11 protein-coding genes are annotated in these 14,834 nt (G+C 69.3%); 7 read left to right on the top strand and 4 right to left on the bottom strand.

The window, feature by feature from the left end; genetic code table 11:
* Nucleotides 1-52 precede the first annotated feature (52 nt).
* Nucleotides 53-805 carry a precorrin-6A synthase (deacetylating) gene (gene cobF, locus AB0K21_RS13105; RefSeq protein WP_343968893.1) on the bottom strand — a complete coding sequence of 251 codons (753 nt, stop codon included), beginning with the start codon at nt 803-805 and terminating at the stop codon, nt 53-55.
* A gap of 85 nt (nt 806-890) precedes the next feature.
* On the opposite strand from cobF, the gene AB0K21_RS13100 reads away from it, so the two are divergent.
* Together AB0K21_RS13100 and AB0K21_RS13095 are read left to right on the top strand one after the other, a co-directional pair.
* Nucleotides 891-1,415 (top strand): hypothetical protein, encoded by a 525-nt coding sequence (locus tag AB0K21_RS13100; protein WP_364149666.1) that lies wholly within the window; start codon nt 891-893, stop codon nt 1,413-1,415.
* A gap of 74 nt (nt 1,416-1,489) precedes the next feature.
* Entirely contained in the window at nt 1,490-3,577 is a 2,088-nt protein-coding gene (locus AB0K21_RS13095) for a multicopper oxidase domain-containing protein (RefSeq protein WP_364149664.1), read from the top strand.
* Between the two features lie 67 nt (nt 3,578-3,644).
* Here the strand turns inward: AB0K21_RS13095 and AB0K21_RS13090 are convergent, their stop codons facing one another.
* A complete protein-coding gene (locus tag AB0K21_RS13090; protein ID WP_364149662.1) occupies nt 3,645-4,169 on the bottom strand; it encodes an ATP-binding protein in 525 nt (174 codons plus the stop codon).
* Between the two features lie 334 nt (nt 4,170-4,503).
* Between AB0K21_RS13090 and AB0K21_RS13085 the strand changes: the two genes are divergently transcribed.
* Both AB0K21_RS13085 and AB0K21_RS13080 read left to right on the top strand, forming a co-directional pair.
* Nucleotides 4,504-5,358, top strand: coding sequence for a helix-turn-helix transcriptional regulator (locus tag AB0K21_RS13085; RefSeq protein ID WP_364149660.1), 855 nt, complete (start codon nt 4,504-4,506; stop codon nt 5,356-5,358).
* A 33-nt stretch (nt 5,359-5,391) separates the two neighbouring features.
* Entirely contained in the window at nt 5,392-5,802 is a 411-nt protein-coding gene (locus AB0K21_RS13080; RefSeq protein WP_364149658.1) for a DUF397 domain-containing protein, read from the top strand.
* Between the two features lie 130 nt (nt 5,803-5,932).
* Here the strand turns inward: AB0K21_RS13080 and AB0K21_RS13075 are convergent, their stop codons facing one another.
* Entirely contained in the window at nt 5,933-7,861 is a 1,929-nt protein-coding gene (locus AB0K21_RS13075) for a hypothetical protein (RefSeq protein WP_364149656.1), read from the bottom strand.
* An 858-nt stretch (nt 7,862-8,719) separates the two neighbouring features.
* Between AB0K21_RS13075 and AB0K21_RS13070 the strand changes: the two genes are divergently transcribed.
* From AB0K21_RS13070 to AB0K21_RS13060, 3 genes are all read left to right on the top strand, one after another.
* Nucleotides 8,720-8,854, top strand: coding sequence for a hypothetical protein (locus tag AB0K21_RS13070; protein ID WP_343968879.1), 135 nt, complete (start codon nt 8,720-8,722; stop codon nt 8,852-8,854).
* Between the two features lie 174 nt (nt 8,855-9,028).
* The gene (locus tag AB0K21_RS13065) at nt 9,029-11,506 is read left to right on the top strand and encodes a hypothetical protein (RefSeq protein ID WP_343968877.1); all 2,478 of its coding nucleotides are present in this window, start codon (nt 9,029-9,031) and stop codon (nt 11,504-11,506) included.
* 90 nt (nt 11,507-11,596) lie between these two features.
* Nucleotides 11,597-12,556 carry a C39 family peptidase gene (locus AB0K21_RS13060; RefSeq protein WP_343968938.1) on the top strand — a complete coding sequence of 320 codons (960 nt, stop codon included), beginning with the start codon at nt 11,597-11,599 and terminating at the stop codon, nt 12,554-12,556.
* Between the two features lie 74 nt (nt 12,557-12,630).
* Here AB0K21_RS13060 and AB0K21_RS13055 read toward each other — a convergent pair whose 3' ends face one another.
* The gene (locus tag AB0K21_RS13055) at nt 12,631-14,655 is read right to left on the bottom strand and encodes a PQQ-binding-like beta-propeller repeat protein (protein ID WP_343968875.1); all 2,025 of its coding nucleotides are present in this window, start codon (nt 14,653-14,655) and stop codon (nt 12,631-12,633) included.
* Nucleotides 14,656-14,834 lie beyond the last annotated feature (179 nt).

The raw sequence follows: 14,834 nt of genomic DNA, 5'->3' as shown, positions 1-14,834 counted from the left end.
AGCTCATCCCGCCGGACGTGCGGCGGCCGGTGCGGGCCGCCGCGACGAACGCTCAGCGAGACACCCGGCGGAGCAGATAGGTGTCCATGATCCAGCCCTTGCGTGCCCGCGCCTCGGCACGCAGCTCGCGGATGCGGTCGGCGACCTCGGGCACCGGTCCGGCGACCAGGATCTCGTCGGGGGTGCCGACGTAGGCACCCCAGTAGATGTCGAAGTCGGCGCCCAGATCGGCGAAGGCGCAGTGCGCGTCCAGCATGACGACGACGTCGTCGGCCGAGGGCCCCTCCTCGGCGAGACGTCGGCCGGTGGTGACGTGCACCGGCCGGGCGACCCGGGTCAGGCCGACCCGGTGCCGGGCGGTGAGCGCGGACACGCTGCTGACACCCGGAATCACCTCGTGCTCGAAGTGGACCGAGCCCCGCTGCCGAATCTCCTCGACGATGGCCAGGGTGCTGTCGTACAGGCCCGGATCGCCCCACACCAGGAAGGCACCCGTCTGCCCCTCGGCGAGCTCGTCGCGGATGAACCGCTCGCAGACGTCGGCGCGGCGCGAGCGCCAGTCCTCGACCGCGGGCGCGTAGTCCGGAGTGGTCCGGTCCCGTTCGGGATCGCCGGCCTCGACGATCCGGTACGGCGGGCGGGCGTGCGCGTCGACGAGGTCGTGCCGCAACTGGACGAGGTCGTGCTTGGCCTCGCCCTTGTCCAGGACGAAGAACACGTCGGTACGGGCGATGGCCTTGACCGCCTGGAGGGTGAGATGGTCGGGATCACCGGCACCGATGCCGATGATGAGGATTCGCTTCACCCGGCAAAGTCTGCCCGTACCGTTCCGGGATCCGGCACAGGGGCCCCAAGTGGTGGCGCAGACAACAGCAAGAGCCTGCCAAGTGGTGAAGGCGACCCTTGGATCGTCAACCTCCCCCGACCTGCACTTCAAGGAACGTTCCATGCGCAAGGTCTTCCTCGGCTCCGCCGCACTCCTGCTGCTCGCCGTGATCGCCCAGTTCTACCTCTCCACCTTCGGCGCCTTCGAGCGCCCCACCCCGAGCCCGGGTGCCTCCAGTGCCATCACCCCGCACGCGATCAACGGGGTCGCGGTGATCCCGGCGCTCTCCCTGATCACCGCGATCGTCGCCGCGGCGGCCCGCGCCGGCAGCAAGATGATCTGGCTGAGCCTCGTCCCGCTGGCGGTCGTGCTGGGCCAGCTTTTCGTGATCTTCCCGCTGGTCGAGCTGTCCGGCGCCACCAAGGAGCAGACCAACACCTTCGCCCACATCGTGTTCGGCTTCCACGCGGTCCTCGGCCTGGTGCTGCTCTGGGCCTCCGTGGTGATCTTCCGCGAGGCGAGGGCGCTGGCCTCGACTGCCGCCCACGCCAGGGGGCGGACCCCCCACCTGGTCTCCTCCTCGTTCTGACCTCACCCGGTCCGCTCCTCCCACTGCCGCGCCGTCTCTCACGGTTCCGGCTCTTCGACCCACCCTGAAAGATCATGAATACCGCGCAGCTCCTCGCCCTGGACCGCATTCTGCTCGTTCTCGTCGCCGCGCTCTGGCTCGGCGCCGGGGTCGGCACGGTCATGGCCCGCCGCGACCACCGCACCCGCCTGATCGCCCTCGGCCTGACCCTGGCGGCACTGGCCGCCACCGGCCTGCGCGTCGGACTGGCGGTCACGCTGAGCCGTTCGGGGTGGTGGTTCGCCGCCGACAAGCTCGTCCTCGCCCTGCCGCTGGTCGGCGTCCCCGCGCTGGTCACCGCCGTCGTCGCCCTCCCCCGGCTGTTCCGCCCCTCGCCGTCACCCGCCACCGCCGTGCCCACGCTGACCGCCGGGTACGGCGCCCTGGGCGGTGTCGTCGCGGCACTCACGGTCTCCCACCCCGTCCCTCCGGTCCTGTCCGGCGTCCTCGTCGCCCTGGTCGCCGTCGGTGCCACCATCACCTGGCAGCTGCTCGGTACCGTCTCCCGTACGGGAGACGCGGAGACCACGACCGGAACCGTGGCGCGCGGGAGGTGGAGCACCACGGCGGGGATCGCGGTGCTGTGCGCGGCCCTGGTCTGGGCGGGCCTGTCGGCGTGGTCGAGCCGGATACCCGCGACGCTGGATCTCGGCGCCCACCACCGGGACGGCGCCCAGAGCACCGTCCGGCCCGCCGCCGCGACCAGGGCGGTGACGGACCTGCGCGGTCCGGCCACCGGTGCGAAGGTACGGCGCTTCACCCTCACCGCCAGGCCCGCGACCGTGACCCTGGCCTCCGGCCGCCGCGTCGAGGCGTGGACGTTCGACGGCACGGTGCCGGGTCCCACCATCCGCGTCCGCCAGGGGGAACTGGTCGAGGTGCGGCTGCGCAACGCGATGCCCGACATCGGGGTGACCCTGCACTGGCACGGTTACGACGTCCCCGTTGGCGAGGACGGTGTCGCGGGCGTCACCCAGGACGCGGTGAAGCCGGGAGGCGAGTTCGTCTACCGCTTCCTGGCCGAGGACCCGGGCAGCTACTGGTACCACAGCCACGACCTGTCGGACCCGGCGGTCCGGATGGGCCTGTACGGCATGCTCGTCGTCGACCCGGCGGCCAAAGGCGCGAGCACCTCTCCAACGGCGGCCTCCCCCGGGTCCCCATCGGGTGCCTCGGACACCTCGGGCGGACCGGCCGGTTCCGGCTCCTCAACCGGCACCGGGACGAAGGTGTCGGACCACACCGTCTCCACCCATGTGCTCGGCGGCATCCAGACGGTGGCCGTCGACGACGAAGGCCCGGTGGACGGCCTGGCCCGGCTCAGGGTCACCCCGGGGACGCCGGTCCGGCTCCGCGTCACGGCGACCGACAACGTCCGGCGGACACTGGGCCTGAGCGGCACGCCGTACCGGATCGCCGCCGTGGACGGACGGGACCTGTCACGGCCCGGCGAGATCGGGGACCGGCGGGTCCAGCTGGCCGCGGGCGGGCGCTACGACCTGACCTTCACGATGCCCGCCGCGCCCGTCCTGCTCTCGGTGGACGGCCGCTCCGACCTCGGCCTGCTGGTCACCCCCGGCTCGGGCACCGCCCCGGCACCGGCCGCCGGCCCCCTGCTGGACATCGCGACGTACGACTCGGACGGCCTTTCCGAGCCCGGCAGGTCCGACGGGTCCAAGCGCCCCGAACGGTTCGACCGGGAGATCAGCTGGATCCTGGACCGGGGCCTGGCCATGCTGGACGGGGTCCCCACCCTGGCCCACACGGTCAACGGCGAGGTCTGGCCGCGCATCACCACCCCGGTGCTGCGCGAGGGTGAACTGGTGAAGATCACGGTGGCGAACCGGAGCGGGGACGTCCACCCCATCCATCCGCACGGCCACCACATCCGCGTGCTGTCCCGCAACGGCGTACCCGCCACCGGAGAGCTGTGGATGGACACCTTCGACGTCGGCCCCGGAGAGGTCTGGGAGGTCGCGCTGCGCGCCGACAATCCGGGCATCTGGCTGTCGCACTGCCACGACCTGGGCCACGCGGCCCTCGGCATGACCTTCCACTTCGCCTACGAGGGCGTCACCACCCCCTACGACGCCGGTCATGCCTCCGGCAACAACCCCGAATGATCAGCCACTCCCAGCCCAGGCCAGGCAGGAGGCGACAAGCCGAAACCGGGGGAACAACCCCGAATGATCAGCCGTCTCCGCCCAGGCCGGGCAGGGGCGTGGCGAGTTGGAACCAGACGCTCGTGCTCCCGGGGGATCGGTGGAAACCCCAGCGGGCCGCCAGGGTGTCGACCAGGGCGAGACCCCGGCCGCTCGGGGCCTCCTCCTCCGCCTGTCTCGGGTACGGGATCCTGGACGAACCGCAGTCCCGGACCGCGACCAGCACGCCGCCGGTGGCGAACGCCAGCGAGACGAGGAACTCCCGCTGGATCGCGTGCTGGATCACGTTCCCGGCAAGCTCGCTGGTGAGCAGGACGGCGTCGTCCCTACGCGGATGCTCGTCCCCCAGCAGGTCCGCGACGAAGGTGCGGGCGGGCCTGACCTGCGAGGCCGTGGCCGCGAACCGGCGGGAGAAACTCGGGGAGGCGGACAGCACGTCCAGCGCGAACAACTGCCAGTCCAGGCCGGAGAACCTCCGATCCGCACCGCCGAAACGCCCGCCCCGGAACAACCCGGAGATCCCGCCGACGATCAGAGCACGCGAACGCTTCATGATCATACCTGTCCCTTCCCTCGTCCACGGCGCCGATCGGCCCGGGAACGTTCCATCGCCGCCTGACACGGCCCGACCCCATGGCAGTACGCCACCACCCGGCAGCTCACACGGTCACCACCTTCCGCGACGTGAGCGACGCCCCCGATGCTTCAAGCACCGAGCCCGCCCAATCTTGATTACAGATCGCTTTTGATCGATCGCCTTCGGTGACCGATCGCTGAGGTCTACAGTGAGCTTCGCGGTTCCGTCACGCAAGCTGGTTGAGCGAAATAGTTACGCTGAGTTCCATTTTCGGCCCGCCTTGATCGGGCTCATCACTACGGGAGGGAAAATGAACACCGACATACCGTCACTTCGACAGCGCTGGCTCGGCGCGAAACTGGCAGAACTTCGAGCGGCGGCGGGAATCCCCTCACTTGCCATAGCGGCCGACAAATGCAAACGTTCCACGGCCTCACTCAGCCGTATCGAAAACGGCATGGTCGGCATCCCTCCGCGCGACGTGCCTCCGATCCTGGCCGCCTACGGAGTCACCGACCCGAACGTCCACGACAAGCTCATGATCGTCGCAGCCGAGATACAGCAGGAACGACGCGGTTGGTGGGTCGAGCACGGCGACGCGTTGGCGCCTTCGTACGTAGACCTGATACGGCTCGAATCGACGGCGACCGAGATCCGAACTTACGAGGCATACCTGATGCCGGGGCTGCTACAGACGGAGGCGTATGCCCGAACGTTCGTATCCGCCATGCAAGGTCTGAGCAGCGCCACCGAGCTTGGGGAATTCGTCGCCGTCCGGGCGGCGCGCAAGACCATCCTCAGGCGGCAGGAGCCGGTCACCCTACACGCCCTGATCAGCGAGGCCGCCCTCCGCCACCCCATCGGCGGCCCGGAGATCTTCCGTGATCAGATCGAGTATCTACGCGAGTGCGCGGCATGGCCCAACGTCACCCTGCAGATTCTGCCGTTCACCGGCCAACCTCATCCTGGAATGTCAGGAGCCTTCACCATCCTGCGTCTTCCCAGCCTGGACGTTGCCCACGTCGAGACGATGAACACCGATGCCTACATCGAAGACGAACACAGCGTCGAACAGTATCTCCGAGCTTTCGACCACCTCTGCGACCTTGCCCTGAGTCCTGATAAATCAGACTCTTTCCTGCAGGAGATAGCCGTTACGCTCTAATTGGCATGATTTATCCAGGGAGGACGTTCAACGATGGTTGGCGATCAGCATTCCTGCGGAGTTTGGCGTAAAAGCGCTCGCAGTGGCGCTCAGAGCAACTGCGTCGAAGCCCGCTTCGACGGCACCGTCGTCTGGCTGCACAACTCCAACAACCCCTCCCCCCAAGGCCCGGCCATCACCATCACCCCGGAGGACTGGCTCGCTTTCCTCGACCGTGTACACGCCGACGATCTCGCCCCGCAGAAGCTGGGCACCCCCGCCCTCTTCGCGGGCCGCCTGCTCATCGGCTTCGACGGCGACCGCGTCACGATCCAGGACAGCGACACCCCGCCCACGTCCACCATCCACTACACCCTCGACGAATGGCACGCCTTCCTCGACGGAGCGACCCACGACGACGAGTTCACCCTCCCCTGGCTACTCTCCACCCCGGCCAATGCCTGACCCCGATCGCAGAACTTTCTGGCATAAAAGCGCTCGCAGCGACTGTCTGGACGCCCCCGCCCGCGCGGCGATGTGAGCGAGGCCCCGGGCCACGGTGCTCGCGGCCCGGGGATGACCGGCCCGGCCGTGGTCAGCGCCGCCCGGTGACGGCGATCCGGACCAGGTCGCGGCCGCGTACGCCGTAGAGTGCCTTGCGCGAGGGGTCGAGGGCCAGCTTCGGCTCGCCACCGAACCACTCGCCCGCCAGGCCGGAGGCGATGGTCTTCACGGCGAACGTCACGAGGTCGACCTTGTAGATCGCGTCACCGTCGGTGGTGTAGGCGACCAGACCGGACACATGCAGGTCGCTCCCCTTCGCACCGACCTTCACGGTGCGGGTGACCTTGCGGCGCAACAGGTCGTACTCGAACATGATCCCGGTGTCCGTCACGCCGTACACGGCCAGGGGCGTGTGCGCCAGGCCCCGGACGACCTTCGCACCCGGCACGGGTTCGAGCTGCCACAGCAGCCTGCGCGCGCGCAGGTCAAAGGCGGCCAGCCGGGCGGTCGTGGTGACCGGCGGAAGTCCGAGGCCCTCCTGGATATTGGTGCCGAGGTAGGCGACCCCGGCCCGGCAGGTGACGGCGTACAGGCTCTGCCGCTCGACGACCGGCCGGTAGGTGTCCAGCTTCCCCGTGCGGAGGGAGTAGAGCGACAGCGCGCCGTTGAGCTGGCCGGGCTCGGGCTGGGTGGTCATCGCGATCAGCCCGGTCAGCGCGTCGTGGGCGAGGTCGCGGGGGCGATCCTGCTGGTTGCCCGTCTTGGCGAGCAACGTGGCCGACGGCTCGCCGGCCCGGTGCGCGTACAGCAGACCCTGGGTGTAGACGCCGAGATAGGTGACGTCCCGCACGGTGAGCGCGGTCTTGGGCTCGCCGGGGATGCCGAGGCGGGTGCTGGTGCCCGCCTTCAGGTCGTGGATGTCGGCGCCGCCCTTGCCGCCGACGTAGACCCGCCGCCCGTCGGAGTGCACGGACATGGGCTGTTCCGGCGCGGCCCTGAACCCCCGCTGGACGAGGTTGACGTAGTCGAGCGAGCCGTCGGCCGGGTCATAGACGAAGACCGCGCCGTCCTGGACGCCGTAGACCCGGCCTTCGTGCGAGAGGAGCCGGTGGGTGGCCGCCTCGGGAAGCGCCACGCCGAGCGTCTCCACCGCGCCGCCGTCCAGCCGGCAGCGGTAGAGCGTGCCGGTGGGCCGCCCGGTGAAGTAGACATAGCCGTCGTGCAGCAGGACCGAGGGAATGTACTTCTCTCCGGTGGCGAGCACGCGGTGGTCGGACGGGTCCGACTTCGACATCACCAGCACCTCGCCGTTGGAGGAGATACCGCCCGCGAGGTGGGTATCGGAGATCGTCAGGCTCGCGACGAAGTCGCGGGCGGCCAGTTCGGCGGGCAGGATGTCGCGCTTGGCACCCGTGGCCCGGTCGATCGCGATCAGATGGGCGTGCGCGCCGATACCCGCGTAGACGGTGGTGGCGTCGACGGCGATGCTCCGCACGTACGCCTCACCCTCGACGATGACGCCCAGGTCGCGGCTCGTTCCCGTGACCGGGTCGTACTCCACGACCCGGCCAGGTTCGGAGATCGCCAGGTAGACCTTGCCGTCGGGTGAGGAGGCCATGTTCCAGATGTAGGGGTGGCTGTAGGCGCCCACTTTGGACAGCGCGCCGGTGAGCGTGTCGAGCCGGTAGAGGTCGGAGCGGCCGTGGGTACCGACGTAGACATCGGTGCCGACGGCGCACATCGCCCACACGCCGATGCCCGTGGGGATGTCGGTGTGCCCGGTCACCGTGTCGCGGGCCAGGTCGTATGCGCCCACGACGTTGGGTGACAGCCCACGGGTGCCGGCGTAGAGCACGCCGCCGACGAACTCGCCGTTGCCGAGGGCGCTGGTGACGCTGGCGGGGCCCAGGACGGTCACCTCGCCTTCGGCGGCGGTGTGGGCGTGGGCGGGGACGGCGGGCAGCAGTGCGGAGCCGCCCGCGACGGCGGTGAGCTGCAGGAATCTACGACGGTGGATCATGTGGGGGAACCTTTCCGGTCACCATGGATGGGAGTGGGTCGTAGGACACCGCTCCGATGTGGGAAGAGGTCTCGGCGCGGACCCGGCCGTACCGAAGATGTGGCCGCCCAGATCGACCCGGTTCGAGGGCGAGGTCGCGCGCGGACGGTCGTACGTGACGACGGAGCAGACCTTTCCGCCGGGCAGCACGGCGGCGTGGGCGGGGGTGGCGGGAGCAGGGAGGAGAAGCAGGGCAGGGGGTAGACGCATGAGTCTTTCCAATTCGGTCGTTGCCGAAATCGACCCACGACGGAAAGATTAGCGTCCTTTAGGTTTCCGGTCATGACCCTAATAGGAAAATTATTGGCGATCGTCGCCGCGGCATCCGCCGCGCCGGCACCCCAGGGGTCCGCCGAGGCCCACACCCTGGGCAGGATCACCGAGCTGGGCGTGCCGCCGCAGGACGCCCCGCTCGTTCGGCAGCGCGAGTCCGGGTCCCACGCATGGGTAGGTCACCGCCGCGGGCGCGTGGGCCGACAGGCTCGACGCCTCCCCGCCCGGCGAGCAGGGCCGGGTCTACTGCGACCCCGCGCACCCGTGCCGTCACCGGCACTGGCGCGCCGATCACCGGCCGCGTCGCCAACTCGCGCGGCATCGGCTGGGCCGAGCCGGGCCTGTGTCGCGGAGCACACGCCGGTTTCCGGTAGGTCAAGGTGAACTTCCCGAACCGAATCAGGGGGGCTCGGCCGGCGTTGGATGTTGGTCCGCCTCGGTCCCGTTTCATTTATTTGGGCCTTGACCGTAATCGACACGGTATGCAAACTAACGATCATGCTCAGCCCGCCGCCCGCGGGCCGACCTTAACCCGGGGAGCAGAACTTGACCCGTTCGATGACCCGCCTGACGACCGCCGGTCTGGCGGTCATCGCCGACAACGACAGTCTGCTGCCGGATCGCGACAAGAGGGACACGTCCTACGGCTACATCACCTGCTCCGACACGTCCACGCCGTGAGGGGATCCCCGCGCCCGCCGGTTCATACGGTGGGAGCGGGGGCGCCATATGAGATTACGGTCGTGGCTGAAATTGAACACAAATGAACGCATCGTGGAGGTGGCGCACTGTGCAGATTCGCCTGGAGGACCTATTGGCGGGGCCGATGCCTGTCCGCAGGACAGGTACAGGCGCGTGAGCCGCGCCCTGCGCGGGGCGGTGGCGATGGCGTTCCTGGCGGCGCTGCTCGCGGTGCCGTTCACGTCGGCGTCCGCGGCCGACCTGCGGATCGTCAACGGAGGTTTCGACGAGGGGTTGGCCGGATGGAGCGGTTCGCACAGCCCGGGCGGCGTCGGCGTCGTGGTCTGGGACGGGCGCACCACTGCGCGCGTCGCCGACACAGACCCGGGGGCCGCGTACGGCAGGGAGAGCATGCCGGGCCTGCCCGCCACGGCGGGGACTCGCTACACACTGCACGCCGAGGTCTGGGCCGATAGCGGCACCGCGCATCTGTACCTGCGCTTCAGGGATGCCTCCGGCCGTCTTCTCGGCGGCGGCGCGAACGCCTCGGTGACGGGCAGACGGTGGAACCGCGTCACGGCCTCGGGCGTCGCGCCCACCGGCACGGCCACCGTCTCGGCCCTCATCTACTCGGGTGTGGCCGACGTGGGCACCGCCTACTGGGACGAGGTGCTGATCACCAGGGACCTGACCGATCTGGGCGTGCAGATCGAGAGCAGCGTGCCCAACGCCACCACCTTCTCGGGCGGCAGCGCCTACGCCCTCTACACCGGCACCGCCGACGCCAACCCACAGCTCGCCGTGATCGACGTGGCCGGCGAGGAGGTGACCCGGAAGATCACCATTCCCGACACCGCGGTCACGCCCACCGTCGGCGGCTGGGCGGCGGCCACGGCCACCGACGGCAGCGTCTACCTCGGCACCTATCCCAACTCCAAGCTCTACCGGTACGTCCCCGGCCAGTCCACGGTCACCGACCTCGGGCGGGCGGAGGGCGGTTACTCGTTCATCTGGGACCTGGAGCCGGGAGCGGGCGGGAAGGTGTACGGCGGCACCTACAACGACGGCCGCTACTTCAAGTACGACAACGGCGCCTTCACCACGATCGGCAACGTGCCCATCGCGGCCGGCGCTCAGTACGTGCGCAGCCTCGCCCACGACCCGGACGCCAACGCCACGTACCTGGGCACCGGCACGAACGCCGCGCTGACCAGGTTCGACAACGTCACGGGGCGCGTGGACAGCCTCCTTCCGGCGGCCTATGCGCACAACTCCATGGTGGGCGGGCTCACCTGGACGGGGAACAGGCTGTTCGCCTGGATCGACCGCACGCTGCTCGTCCTGCGCGTCGTCCGCAACGCCGACGGCTCGCACGCCGCCGTCACAGACGCCGCGATCACCGACGTGGACCTGCACCACTCGCCGGCTCGCGACGGCAAGGTCTGGTTCGTCAAGGAGGGTCTACTGCACTCCTACGACGTGGGCACCGGGTCCGTGCGGGCGACCTCCGTCCGGCCCGGACTCGACGTCACCGGGTACACCTGGGCCGACGGCACGTTGGTCGGCCTCGGTGCGGCCTCGGACGGCACCAGGATCTTCAAGTACGACCCCGTGAGCGGCAACTGGAGTAGCAGGGTCGTCTCCGGCGCCCCCGTCCTGCCCGCCGCGATCAACGCGCTCGGCGCGGGGCCCGACGGCGACATCTACACCGGCGGCTACCTGACCGGCGGCATCGGTGTCCACGACCCGCTGCGGGGCGACGGCGACGACGGCCGGCCGGACACCCCGACCCTCAATGGGCTCAGCCAGACCGACAGCCTGCTGGCCCACAACGGCCTGCTCTACCTGGGCGTCTACCCGTCGGCCAAGCTCTACAGCCACAACCCCGCGGGTTCCTGGCCGCCCACGCTCAGGTACACCGGCGGCGAGGCGGGAGACAAGGCCAACGACTGCGAGCCGGGCAAGGGCCCGCCGCCGCAGGACCGGCCATACGCGCTCGCCGGCGGGCCGGACGGCACCGTCTACATGGGCACGGTGCCGAAGTACGGCAAACGCAGCGGCGCCCTCACCGTCTGGAAGGAAGGCACGGCCGGGCGGACCCTCTGCGTGGTGCCGAACCAGTCCGTCGTCTCGCTGGCCTACGCGGGAGGCAAGCTGTTCGGCGGCACCTCCACACGCGGCGCTCTGGGTGTCGACCCCGTCTACGCGCCCGGGGCGTCGGCCACACTGTTCTCCTTCGACCCCACCACCGGTGCCGTGCACCCACATCCGCTCCCGCTGACGGCACCCAAGGCCGTCACAGCCCTCGCGGAGGTGGACGGTGAGCTTTGGGGCCTGGCGGGCGGCTCACTGTTCACCCTCGATCCGGCGCGGCCCGCGGCGATCACGGCCAGACGGCTGTTCCCCGACCCCGACTATGCCGGTAAGCCCAGTCTGGCCTGGCGCGACGGGGTGCTGCTGACCGTGACCCAGGATCCCCTCCACGTGTACGGCACGATGGGCGACCAGATCTTCAAGATCAACAAGTCGACGAAGGTGCTGACCGTGCTGCTGACGATCCCAGGGATGGAAGGCCTGACGGCCGACGGCCTCGGCAATCTCTATTACAAGATCAACGAGCGGCTGTACAGGCTTGCCGTTCCCCAGGAGTGAGGACAGCCGCTCTCTTACTTCGGCCTGAACCGATATGGGCCTCTCGACCAGCCATGCCCTCGACACAAAGGAAGCAGGCTCGTGCGAAGAATGATCAGAGCATTACTCGCGGTCCTGAGCGGAACGGTGCTCGCGTTCGTCACCGTCCCCGCGATCCCCGCGCAGGCCGGCACCTGGGGGGAGTACCCCACAAGTTCCGGGAACAGGACCTGTTCCAATTCCAGAACTTACAACGGGACCGCTTATCAGGTGTGCCTGGAGTTCAACTCGGCACGCACGCAAGTGCGGGCCATCTCCTTCATCAACCCCGGCGCGTACACCAATTTCCAGGTCAACATGAGGCTCTGGTTCGGTGGCAACGGCGTCAGCATCCCCCAGTCGTGCCCGACGATGACGACTAACGGCAGTCGCGCATGCTGGACCGGATGGACCGCGCTCAGGCGGCCCTATGTGGTGGCCGACGCCACCTTCGGTATCGCCGGCGCGTGGAGGACGCCCGTACGCGCCCTGGACATGACTCTCTCCGCCAAGTATCAGGAGAAGTCGAACTGGTGCGGTCCCGGATCGGCGCAGACGATCATCGCCACGATGGGCATCTCGGCTCCCTCGCAGTCCAGCCTGGCCGATATCTCGGAGACGACCGCCCTCGGAACGATGCCGTGGATGATGAAACTCGGCCTCAACGCAAGCGTGCCTCAGGACTTCCCCTACAAGGACTACGACATCCCTCCCAGCGGGACCGCCAGGGAGATCGGACTCAACACGATTGTGACGTCGCTGTCGAGGGGCAGGCCGGTCGCCGTTCTCGTCAAGCCTGGCCAGTTGCCCTGGTCTCCGAACGTGTCCGGGAGCGTCCGGCACTACATCGTCATCCACGGCTACGGCGGCTTCGAGACAACCAACGCGAGCCACATCCCATGGATGCCCATGAACTTCAAGGTCTGGGATCCGGGCGCCGGGCGGGAGGAGTCGCTCACGCAGGAGGAGCTCTTCTTCGCGGCCAGGGGAGCACAGGCTGTGGACGACAACATCTGGGCCATCGCGACATGACGCTCATCTGATCCGGCTGTGCCAGGTTCACGAGGGCCTCGTGAACCTGGCTGGGTCTGCTTCGAAGGCGAATCTCAGGCCGGAGGGATCGTCAAGGTCGGGCAGCGGGGATCGAGCCGGATCAGCGCCAGGTCACGCCCGGCCAGGGCCCAGGCGTTCCAGGAGCCGTGCTCGAAGTGGAGCTGCGGGTTGGTGTACCACTCGTCTCCCAGACCGGTCGCCACGAGCTTGGCCTCGGTGCCCAGTTCGTAAACGTTGCCGCCGCCGAAGAAGGTGGAGGTGAAGACGCGGCCCCGATGGACGGTCAACTCGCCGTACCCGGGCAGCGGGCCCTGGTGAGTGATCGTGCGGGTGGCCAGGTCCATCGCGAACCAGCTCGCGTTGCGCTTGTAGACCCCGTAGAGCACGCCGTCGTGCACCTTGATGTCCTGGAAGGTCCGGTAGCCGGCGACCGGGTCCACCTGCCAGAGCACCTTGCGGCTGCGCAGGTCGAACGCCGCGACGGACGCCGACGTCTTCACCGGCGGGGTGCCGCCGCCGCCGAGCACGTCGCCGCCGAGGTAGACGATGCCCTTGCGGGAGTCGAGCGAGAGGCTCATGAGGCTCTGGTCGGGGATGACGTCCAGGTAGACGTCCATCTTGCCGGTGTCGGGGTCGACGACCGACAGTGCCCCCTTCAGGTTGGCGCCCAGTGGCGCCGAGGCGACGAGCAGCTTGTCGGTGCGGGGGTCGTACTCCAGGTCCCACGGCCGCTGCTGACCGTGACCGAGGTAGCCGAGGCTGCGGACGCGGTCGCGCCGGTCGATCTCGACGATCTGCCCGCTGGGGTAGATCGCGGCGTAGATCTTGTCGCCGCGGCGGACCAGGTCCTTCGGCTCTCCCGGCAGCCAGATCCGGCGCTGGTCGCCGCTGCGCAGGTCGCGGATGGTGAGGGAGAAATGGCCGCCGACGTACAGCGTCCGGCCACGGTCGAGCAGCATCGACTGCGGGCGCTCCGAGCCGGTCGGCAGGCCCGCCTCGATCAAGTCGGTGAACGCGGTCTGGCCGGTGCGCACGTCCATCGTCCACATGCCGCCGCTGCCGGAGAAGCCGAGCAGCGTGTCGCCCTCGGGCACCAACCGGCGGGTCTCCTCGCCGGTCCTGGGGGTGCCGACCTCGGTGAGCGCGGTGTCGCCCGTGCGATAGCGGTAGATCGTGCCCCGCGGCCTGGACGACACGTACGCGGTGCCGTCGCCGGCGAAGCCGATCATGTCGAGGGTGAGGTCGCCGAGGCCGACCTGTCTGGCGTCCGTGCCGTCCTTCCGCACGTCGAAGAGGGTGTTCCCGCTGGCCCCGAGCACCCGGTCACCGTGCTCGGCGACCGCGCCGAACCCGGTGCCGCCCGCCGCCAGCTCGCGCACCGCGCCGCTCGCGCGGTCGATCGCGACCAGCTTGGCCTTGTCGAGCAGCCCGGCATAGACATTATGGTCGTCGACGGTGAGGCTGCGCACGTAGCGCTCGCCTGCGGCCAGCACCCCGAAGACACGTACCGCGCCGGTGGCCGGGTCGTACTCGCGGACCCTGCCGTCGGGATAGGTCCCGGCATAGATCTTCCCGTCGGGGGAGGCTGCCAGGCTCCAGATGTACCCGCCGCTGCCGCCGAAGGAGGCCAGGTGCTCGACCTCGCCCGTCGCCGGATCGAACCTGTACAGGTCCGGCACCGGGTAGGTGCCGGCATAGATCTTGCCGCCCGCGACCGTCATGGCCCAGGCTCCCTCGGCCTCACCGGCGGCGGGCGCGTCGGGCAGCCGCACCGAGCGGAGCGTCTTGCGGGTGGCGAGGTCGATCTCGGCGAGCACGGGCGGCTTCAGGCCGCGGGTGACGACGTATCCGCGCCCCTCATGGGTGACGGCGCCGACGATGGCGCCGGTCACGGACGCGGGGCCGAACCTCTGCACCCCGGTCCCCTCACACTGCGCCTCCTGAGTCCGCGAGCTCTGTACGGCGGGGCTCTGCTCGGCGGGCGGCCCCTGCGCGGCGGCGGCGATCGAGGGGACGAGCAGGACGGGTAGCGCGGCGGCGGTGACGAGGACGGCTCGCAGCGATCGGCTGGGAGGCATGGGACCACTCCTTGCGAGAATTCACTTCTGCACCATATTGGTCCAGACCGTAATCAAGTGAGCAGAAGCCGTCAACACTCTCGCCCGAACAGCCTGTTCAACCGGAAACCGTCAACGCTCCCACCCTTGCGGTCACCGGTCTCGAAGATTATGGTCATGACCGGTATACGAACGGAAGG

This window comes from Streptosporangium sp. NPDC049248 (assembly GCF_040678965.1).
GTDB lineage: Bacteria > Actinomycetota > Actinomycetes > Streptosporangiales > Streptosporangiaceae > Streptosporangium > Streptosporangium fukuiense.
Note: the sequence above shows the minus strand (reverse complement) of the source record. Positions and strands in the feature narration are given on the sequence as shown.

Excerpts from the sequence above, each read along its gene's own strand:
- AB0K21_RS13095 (WP_364149664.1), top strand. The coding sequence starts at position 1,490 with ATGAATACCGCGCAGCTCCTCGCCCTGGACCGCATTCTGCTCGTTCTC.
- AB0K21_RS13090 (WP_364149662.1), bottom strand. The coding sequence starts at position 4,169 with ATGAAGCGTTCGCGTGCTCTGATCGTCGGCGGGATCTCCGGGTTGTTC.
- AB0K21_RS13085 (WP_364149660.1), top strand. The coding sequence starts at position 4,504 with ATGAACACCGACATACCGTCACTTCGACAGCGCTGGCTCGGCGCGAAA.
- AB0K21_RS13080 (WP_364149658.1), top strand. The coding sequence starts at position 5,392 with ATGGTTGGCGATCAGCATTCCTGCGGAGTTTGGCGTAAAAGCGCTCGC.
- AB0K21_RS13075 (WP_364149656.1), bottom strand. The coding sequence starts at position 7,861 with ATGATCCACCGTCGTAGATTCCTGCAGCTCACCGCCGTCGCGGGCGGC.
- AB0K21_RS13060 (WP_343968938.1), top strand. The coding sequence starts at position 11,597 with ATGATCAGAGCATTACTCGCGGTCCTGAGCGGAACGGTGCTCGCGTTC.
- AB0K21_RS13055 (WP_343968875.1), bottom strand. The coding sequence starts at position 14,655 with ATGCCTCCCAGCCGATCGCTGCGAGCCGTCCTCGTCACCGCCGCCGCG.